The 6,851-nt window shown below is 70.0% G+C and carries 7 protein-coding genes; 4 read left to right on the plus strand and 3 right to left on the minus strand.

The window, feature by feature from the left end; translation table 11 throughout:
• Positions 1–606 (plus strand): PaaX family transcriptional regulator C-terminal domain-containing protein (locus WMJ97_RS13710; RefSeq protein ID WP_347349565.1); only part of this gene is annotated, 606 nt, incomplete at its 5' end.
• Between the two features lie 41 nt (positions 607–647).
• Here WMJ97_RS13710 and otsB read toward each other — a convergent pair.
• The gene (otsB, locus tag WMJ97_RS13715) at positions 648–1,469 is read right to left on the minus strand and encodes a trehalose-phosphatase (protein ID WP_347349566.1); all 822 of its coding nucleotides are present in this window, start codon (positions 1,467–1,469) and stop codon (positions 648–650) included.
• Positions 1,470–1,538: 69 nt separating this feature from the next.
• On the opposite strand from otsB, the gene WMJ97_RS13720 reads away from it, so the two are divergent.
• Positions 1,539–2,978 (plus strand): trehalose-6-phosphate synthase, encoded by a 1,440-nt coding sequence (locus WMJ97_RS13720; RefSeq protein ID WP_347349567.1) that lies wholly within the window; start codon positions 1,539–1,541, stop codon positions 2,976–2,978.
• Positions 2,979–3,003: 25 nt separating this feature from the next.
• Here the strand turns inward: WMJ97_RS13720 and WMJ97_RS13725 are convergent, their stop codons facing one another.
• Both WMJ97_RS13725 and WMJ97_RS13730 read right to left on the minus strand, forming a co-directional pair.
• Positions 3,004–4,050 carry a beta-propeller fold lactonase family protein gene (locus WMJ97_RS13725; protein WP_347349568.1) on the minus strand — a complete coding sequence of 349 codons (1,047 nt, stop codon included), beginning with the start codon at positions 4,048–4,050 and terminating at the stop codon, positions 3,004–3,006.
• Between the two features lie 140 nt (positions 4,051–4,190).
• Positions 4,191–4,397: a cold-shock protein gene (locus WMJ97_RS13730; RefSeq protein ID WP_347349569.1), complete on the minus strand. Its 207-nt coding sequence runs from the start codon at positions 4,395–4,397 to the stop codon at positions 4,191–4,193.
• A 269-nt stretch (positions 4,398–4,666) separates the two neighbouring features.
• On the opposite strand from WMJ97_RS13730, the gene WMJ97_RS13735 reads away from it, so the two are divergent.
• Positions 4,667–4,936, plus strand: coding sequence for a hypothetical protein (locus WMJ97_RS13735; RefSeq protein ID WP_347349570.1), 270 nt, complete (start codon positions 4,667–4,669; stop codon positions 4,934–4,936).
• A gap of 148 nt (positions 4,937–5,084) precedes the next feature.
• Positions 5,085–6,623 carry a catalase gene (locus WMJ97_RS13740; RefSeq protein ID WP_347349571.1) on the plus strand — a complete coding sequence of 513 codons (1,539 nt, stop codon included), beginning with the start codon at positions 5,085–5,087 and terminating at the stop codon, positions 6,621–6,623.
• Positions 6,624–6,851 lie beyond the last annotated feature (228 nt).

Consider the following 6,851-nt stretch of genomic DNA (forward strand, 5'->3'; position numbering starts at 1 on the left):
GCCGCACGGGCGTGGGATCGGCGGTGGACCTGCGTCTGCTTCAGCGTCCCCGAGGGCGACCGCGCGCGCCGCGACCGCCTCCGTCACGGTCTGAAGTGGCGCGGCTTCGGCCACCTACCGGCCGGCATGTGGGTCTCGGCGCGCGTCGGCCTCGAGGAGGTACGCCGGCTCTTCGCCGAGAACGCCGTGAGCGACTACCTGGCGGTGCGCGTGGACGCCGACGAACTCGTCGGCGTCGATCCGCTCACCGCCTGGGATCTCGACGAACTCGCGCGCGTCTACGAGCCCTTCCTGGACGCCTTCGGCTCGCTCGCCCGGGACGCCGAAAGCGGGTCACTGGCACCGGCGGACGCGTTCGCGGCGAACATCCGGGTGGTGGACGCCTGGCGGGCGTCCCCGTGGCAAGACCCGGACCTCCCCGACGAATTGCTTCCGCCCGGTCACGGAGCCCTGGCGGCGTCCGAACTCTTCCAGCGGCTCTTCCGCGCCACCCTGCCGGGCGCGCAGTCGGCCCTGGACGATCTGATCGCCGAGGAAGCCCCCCACCTCAGCGGACGCCTCCGCGTCGGCGGCCTCCTCGGCCGCCCCCCGGGCAATCCTCAGTGAGGCGTTTCTGCCCCTCCAACGGCAGGACGCCTCAGCGCACCTCACACACCCAACGCGTCGGCGAGTTCGGCAAACAACCTCGCCACCCCCGCCGGACCGTCGACGACGACGTCGGCCAGCTCGACCAGGGCGTCCTGCTCGTCGGATCCGGAGCAGATCAGCAGCCCCTTCAGGCCCTCACGACGCAGTTCCCTCACCGCCCGGAAGGCGGCCACGTCGCCCAGGTCGTCGCCGGCGAAGATCACCACCGCCGGACGCACCTCCCCCACGAGCGCCCGGACGGCGTCCCCCTTGTCGACGCCCTCCCCACGGATCTCCAGCACGTTCTTCCCCGGCTCGACGACGAGCCCGTGCCGCGCGGCCAGCTCGTACACCGGCCCCTCCAGGGCGGCGAACGCCCCGGCCGGGTCGGGCAGCGCGCGCGTGTGGACGCCGATCGACAGCCGCTTGTCCTCCACCCGCGCCGCCTCGACGCCGGCCGCACGCAGCACCCCCGGCAGCTCGGCCTTCACGTCCTCCAGCCCCGCGGGCGGCTCGGGCTCCAGATACTCCCCGGACGCGGCGTCCCACCGCTCCTGCCCGTACAACCCGAGCACCGACATGCCCCGCAGCCCGGCGTCCCCGTCGAGCCGGCCGAGCTGCACGGCTTTGCGCGCGACGCGTCCGGTGACGATCGCGATCTTCCCCAGGACGCCGCCCAGCCGGCTCAGCGCGGCGATGGTCGCCGGGTCGGCGTACGCCTCGTCGGGGTTCAGGACGATCGGCGACAGCACCCCGTCGAAGTCGCTGCAGAGCAGCGTCCCGCCCGGGTTCGCGACGATGGACTGCCAGGCGCGGCGTCCCTCTTCGGTGACGATGGACACGGGCGTCCCCCTCAAAGTGGGTAGCGGTTGAGCCTTGCAGTTCCTAAGTTAGGGGTGGAGGTGGGCGAAGTGAACGGCAATTCTTCCAACGGGTCCCCTGAAAGCTACACAGCATCGTTCGTCGTCGTGGCGAACCGCCTGCCGGTCGAGCGGGTGCAGAACGACGGCGAAACCTCCTGGCGAACCGCGCCCGGCGGGCTCGTCACGGCCCTCGAACCGGTCATGAAGGCGAACGAGGGCGCGTGGATCGGGTGGCACGGCGCCCCCGACGAGACGCTCAGCCCGTTCGAGGCCGACGGCATCAAGCTCGTCCCCGTGCCGCTTTCGGCGGGCGAGGTCGAGGAGTACTACGAGGGCATGTCGAACGCGACGCTCTGGCCGCTGTACCACGACTCGGTCGCGTTCCCCGAGTTCCACCGCGAGTGGTGGGACGCGTACGTCGCCATCAATCGTCGCTTCGCGGACGCCGCGGCCCAGACCGCGGAGCCGGACGCCACCGTCTGGGTGCAGGACTACCAGTTGCAGCTCGTCCCCCAGATGCTCCGCGACCAGCGCCCGGATCTGAAGATCGGGTTCTTCCTCCACATCCCGTTCCCACCGGCCGAGCTGTTCCAGCAGCTGCCGTGGCGCCGGCAGATCCTGGAGGGCCTGGCCGGCTCCGACCTCGTCGGATTCCAGACGCCGAGCGCCGCCCACAACTACCTCCGCCTCCTGCGCACCGCGCTCGGCTACGCGACGAAGCGCGACGGGTTCTCCACCCCCGACGGACGCCACGCCCGCGCGGCCGCCTACCCGATCTCCATCGACTCCGAAGCGTTCGAGTCGCTGTCGAACTCGCCCGAGGTCGTCGCCCGAGCCAAGGAGCTCCGCCAGGAGTTGGACGCCAAGACCGTCTTCTTCGGCGTCGACCGCCTCGACTACACGAAGGGCCTGCGGCAGCGAATCCGCGCGTTCGGCGAGCTCTTCAAGGACGGCGAGCTCGACCCCGACGAGGCGGTGTTCGTGCAGGTGGCGACGCCGTCCCGCGAACGCGTCGAGGAGTACAAGCGGCTCCGCGACGACATCGAACTGCTGGTCGGGCGCATCAACGGCGACATGGGTCGTGTCGGACGCGCCCCCATCACCTACCTGCACACCTCGCTGCCGCGAGCCGAGATGGCCGCGATGTACCGGATCGCCGACGTGATGGTGGTGACGCCCCTGCGCGACGGCATGAACCTGGTCGCGAAGGAGTACCTCGCCTGCCGCCCCGGGAACACGGGCGCGCTCGTGCTCAGCGAGTTCGCCGGCGCCGCGCTCGAACTGAAGCGCAGCTACCAGGTGAACCCATACGACATCAACGGCATGAAAGAGACGATCCTGCAGGCGATGAACGATTCGCCCGACCGCAAGCGCCGGCGCATGCGCGCGCTGCGCCGGCAGGTCTTCACCCACGACATCAACCGCTGGGCGGAGACCTTCCTGCACGACCTGGCCGTCCACGACCCCGACGAGCCGGACGCCGACTGACCCGCGCGGCGCCCGGCCGCTCGGGTCAGCCCACCTCGACGAAGCGCACCCAGTTGGCGCCCGCGCCCGTCCGGACGCGGCCCTCCTGCTCCAGGACGCCGTCGTCACCGACCGCGTACAGGCTCGCCTGCGTCGACTCCTCGCCGACCGCCACCAGATGGACGCCGTCGGGCGCCACGCCGAACCCGCGCGGCTGCTTCTCGGTCTCGGCGAGCGCCAGGACGCCGCGGAACGACCCGTCCTCCCCCAGCGCCACCGTGGCCAGCGTCGACTCGGTGCGCTCGGAGCAGACCAGGAACCGCTCGTCGCGCGCGAGGTGCAGGTCGGCGCCCCAGACGAGGTGCCCCTCGACCGGGTCGGCCCCGAACACGCTCTGCCGCAGCCCGGCGTCGGTGTCGTAGGCCGCCACCTCCTCCTCCACGGTGAGCGTGCCGTCGGACGCCCGCGCCAGCCGGAACGCCTTCCCCGTGAACTCGGTCATCAGGTAGGCCGCGTCCTCCGCGGCGTTGAGAATCAGGTGCCGCGGCCCGCTGCCCTGCGGCAGCTCGACGGTCGGCGGGTCGAGCGGCGTCAGCAGGCCGCCGCCGAGGCGGTACTGCGCCACCAGGTCGGCCCCCAGGGAGACGAAGTAGGCGCAGCCGTCCGAGGACGTGACCACGCAGTGCAGGTTCGGGAATTCGACGGACGCCGTCGGCGTCCCCACGACACCGTCCGTGACCGGCCACACGTGGCCCACGCCGCCGCCGTAGCTGGCGCCGAGCAGCGACTTCCGGTCGGGCGAGAGCGCGAGGTAGGTGACGGAGGCGTCCACCTCCACCTCGGACTCCTGCGTCAGCTCGCCCGTCGACGGGTCGAGCGCGAGCGTGAGGATGCGGTTCGGCTCCTCCTCGGTGGCCTTCACGCCCGCGTAGACGCGGAGGGCTTCGGCGTCCACCGCGAACGTGCTGCTCGGCGCGGGCAGGGCGTTGGACGCGAGGTAGCGCAGGGACGCGGGGCTGGCCGCGGCGTCCAACTCGAACGCGGAGACGGTCGCGTCGCCCGCATTGGCGATCAGGACGAGGGTGCTAGTCATGTCCCCACCCTAGACAGCGGGCAACCGTCCGGAAAAGCGCGGGGCAACCGCCCGAGCGACGCGGGGTCCGCCCGAAAAGCGCAGCCGCCGCGTCGCCCGGGGCGACGCGGCGGCTGTGAGCTCGCTCGGTGCGTGCTTCGTCAGCGGATGAGGGTGATGTTCGCGGCCTGAAGGCCCTTGGGGCCCTGCTGGACCTCGAACTCGACCTTGTCGTTCTCGTTCAGAGAACGGAAGCCCTTCGCGTTGATCGCGGAGTAGTGGGCGAAGACGTCGGCCGAGCCGTCGTCGGGGGAAATGAAGCCGAAGCCCTTGTCAGCGTTGAACCACTTGACGGTTCCGGTAGCCATGATGTGTTTCTACTCTCTTGAGAAGGTGGACGCCCGGGGTGGACGCCCGTTGGTGGTGCAGATGCTCAAAACGTCTTCTCAATAAAATTGGCGGCCCCCCGAGGGGTAGCCGCGAAATCCTGCAAAGAACGCTATAACTTCAACAACCACTGTCCACCCTACACGAGACGGTGGCCTCCTCGAGGGCGGGGGTCACTGGTCGGAAGCAGTCCTAACCTTTACTGACAAGGTAATCCACCCGTTCGGGCGGGATGGGTACGATGCGGTCCATGCCCGAGACACGCACCTACGAAAGCTCCGACGACGACCCGTTCGGCAAGGCCGTCCGGGAGGCGATCGGTGGCGACGTCCGTCCCAACCGCCCCGGGGAGGCCAAGGACGCCGCGGGCGGCGGCGAGCGCGCGGCGTCCCCCGAGAAAGCACGCCCGACGACGCGCTCCACGCTCCCGTCGTCCACGCTCGGCAGCTTCACGTTCGCGCGCCCCCAGAAGCCGACGCCGGGGGCGTCCGGCGAGAACGAGGGCGGCTCCCACGCCTAACGCGCAACGCCGACGACGCCGCGAGCACACCGGGACGCGCGGCGCAGTTAGCATGGATTACGACTTTCGTGCAATTGAGCCCTGACGGTCTCGGTGGTTGGATCAGGGTAAGTGCATCTGACTACGTGCGTCTCAGAGAGGATCCGTCATGACAGAGAAGTCCGGCCCCGGTAACGCCCAGCCCCCCGCCGATCTGAACACCAGCGGCTCGCGCACCAGCAGCGGCTCGATCGCCGAGAGCGACCGCAACTCCCTCACCGTGGGCCCGAACGGGCCGGTCCTGCTGCAGGACGTGCACCTGGTCGAGACCCTGGCCGCGTTCAACCGGCGCAACGTGCCCGAGCGGCGTCCGCACGCGAAGGGCTCAGGCGCGTTCGGCGAGTTCGAGGTGACCGCCGACGTCAGCAAGTACACGAAGGCGGCCGTGTTCCAGCCCGGCACGAAGACGCGCATGCTGGCGCGGTTCTCGACCGTCGCCGGCGAGCTCGGCTCGCCGGACACGTGGCGCGACGTCCGCGGGTTCGCGCTGAAGTTCTACACGACCGAGGGCAACTACGACCTGGTCGGCAACAACACCCCGATCTTCTTCGTGCGCGACCCGATGAAGTTCCCGCACTTCATCTCCAGCCAGAAGCGCCTGCCCGACTCGGGCCTGCGCGACGCGACGATGCAGTGGGACTTCTGGTCGTTGACGCCCGAGTCGGCGCACCAGGTGACCTATCTGATGGGCGACCGCGGCCTGCCGAAGACCTGGCGCCACATGAACGGCTACGGCTCGCACACCTACCAGTGGGTCAACGAGGCCGGCGAGCGGTTCTGGGTGAAGTACCACTTCCACACCCAGCAGGGCGTCGAGTGCCTGACCGGCGACGAGGCCGACGACATGGCCGGGCAGGACGCCGACTTCCACCGCCGCGACCTATTCGAGGCGATCAAGAGCGGCGACTTCCCGCAGTGGAAGCTGTCGGTGCAGGTCATGCCGTACGACGAGGCGGCCACCTACCGGTTCAACCCGTTCGACCTGACCAAGACGTGGTCGCACCACGACTACCCGCTCATCGAGGTCGGCACGATGACCCTGAACGAGAACCCGGTGAACCACTTCGCCCAGATCGAGCAGGCGGTGTTCGAGCCGAGCGCGGTCGTCCCGGGCATCGGGTTCTCCCCCGACAAGATGCTGCTCGGGCGCGTCTTCGCCTACGCGGACGCCGGCCGCGCCCGCGTCGGCACGAACTTCCGGCAGGTTCCGGTGAACAAGCCGATCACCGACACCACGGACACCTACATGTTCGACGGCAACATGAACGTGGAGCAGTTGAACGATCGTCCGGTGTACGCGCCGAACTCGTTCGGGCGTCCGTTCTCCGACCAGGAGGGCCCGACCGCCGAGGGCTGGGAGGCCGACGGCGAGCTCGTCCGCTCGGCCTACACGCTGCACGCGGAAGACGACGACTTCGGCCAGGCCGGCACCCTCGTCCGGGAGGTCTGGAACGACGACCAGCGCGCCCGCTTCGTGGAGACCCTGACCGGGCAGATGTCCCAGGTGAAGGGCGACGTCCAAAAGCGCGCGCTGTGGTACATCAGCCAGATCGACGCCGAGACCGGCCGCAAGGTCGAGGAGAACCTCGCCCAGCAGCACGCCGAGAAGTCCAAGCCGCTCGGTTTCCCCGAGCCCAAGAAGGGCTGAGCCGCCGGGGGCGGGGGCGTTTCGGCCCGTGTGCGTTTCTACCTGACGAAGTCCACCCTATGGGGTGGACTTCGTCACACACCCCCAGGTCGACGTGAGGGTTCGCACCGGGTGTCTGCCCTCGTGCGGGACCCTTGGACGTCCGCCCCGGCCGGGGCGGACGTCCGGGCGCTCGCGTCTCGTCGGCGTCCCTCGCGCGGTCCCGCTCCGCCTCGCCCCGCGCGGTCC

Origin of the sequence: Nigerium sp. (assembly GCF_039811905.1) — a bacterium.
In the GTDB taxonomy this organism is placed as follows: Bacteria; Actinomycetota; Actinomycetes; order Propionibacteriales; family Propionibacteriaceae; genus Propioniciclava.